This window comes from Pseudoalteromonas sp. GW168-MNA-CIBAN-0100, assembly GCF_040309225.1.
Taxonomy (GTDB): Bacteria; Pseudomonadota; Gammaproteobacteria; order Enterobacterales; family Alteromonadaceae; genus Pseudoalteromonas; species Pseudoalteromonas arctica.
Genome location: NZ_JBEOOL010000860.1, coordinates 1 through 250 on the forward strand (window position 1 = coordinate 1; position 250 = coordinate 250).

Annotated in this window: 1 protein-coding gene; it reads left to right on the forward strand. The window is 43.6% G+C overall.

Annotation, left to right across the window (positions count from 1 at the left end; genetic code table 11):
* The coding region (locus AAEY62_RS23745) for a glucan biosynthesis protein (RefSeq protein WP_350636916.1) at positions 1–250 on the forward strand (250 nt) is incomplete at both ends.

Consider the following 250-nt stretch of genomic DNA (forward strand, 5'->3'; position numbering starts at 1 on the left):
GTTTCAAGGTGCTTCTTATTTTAGAGTTGTTGGGCCTAATCAAGTGTATGGCCTATCGGCGCGAGGGTTAGCAATTGATACTGCTGAAGCGTCTGGTGAGGAGTTTCCTGTGTTTAAAGAGTTTTGGCTAGTAAAACCACAGCCAGAACAAACTAACATTATCATTTTTGCACTGCTTGATAGCCCATCGGTTGCCGGCGCTTATAAGTTTAGTATTGACCCTACCACCAACACCAGCGTTAAAGTAGAT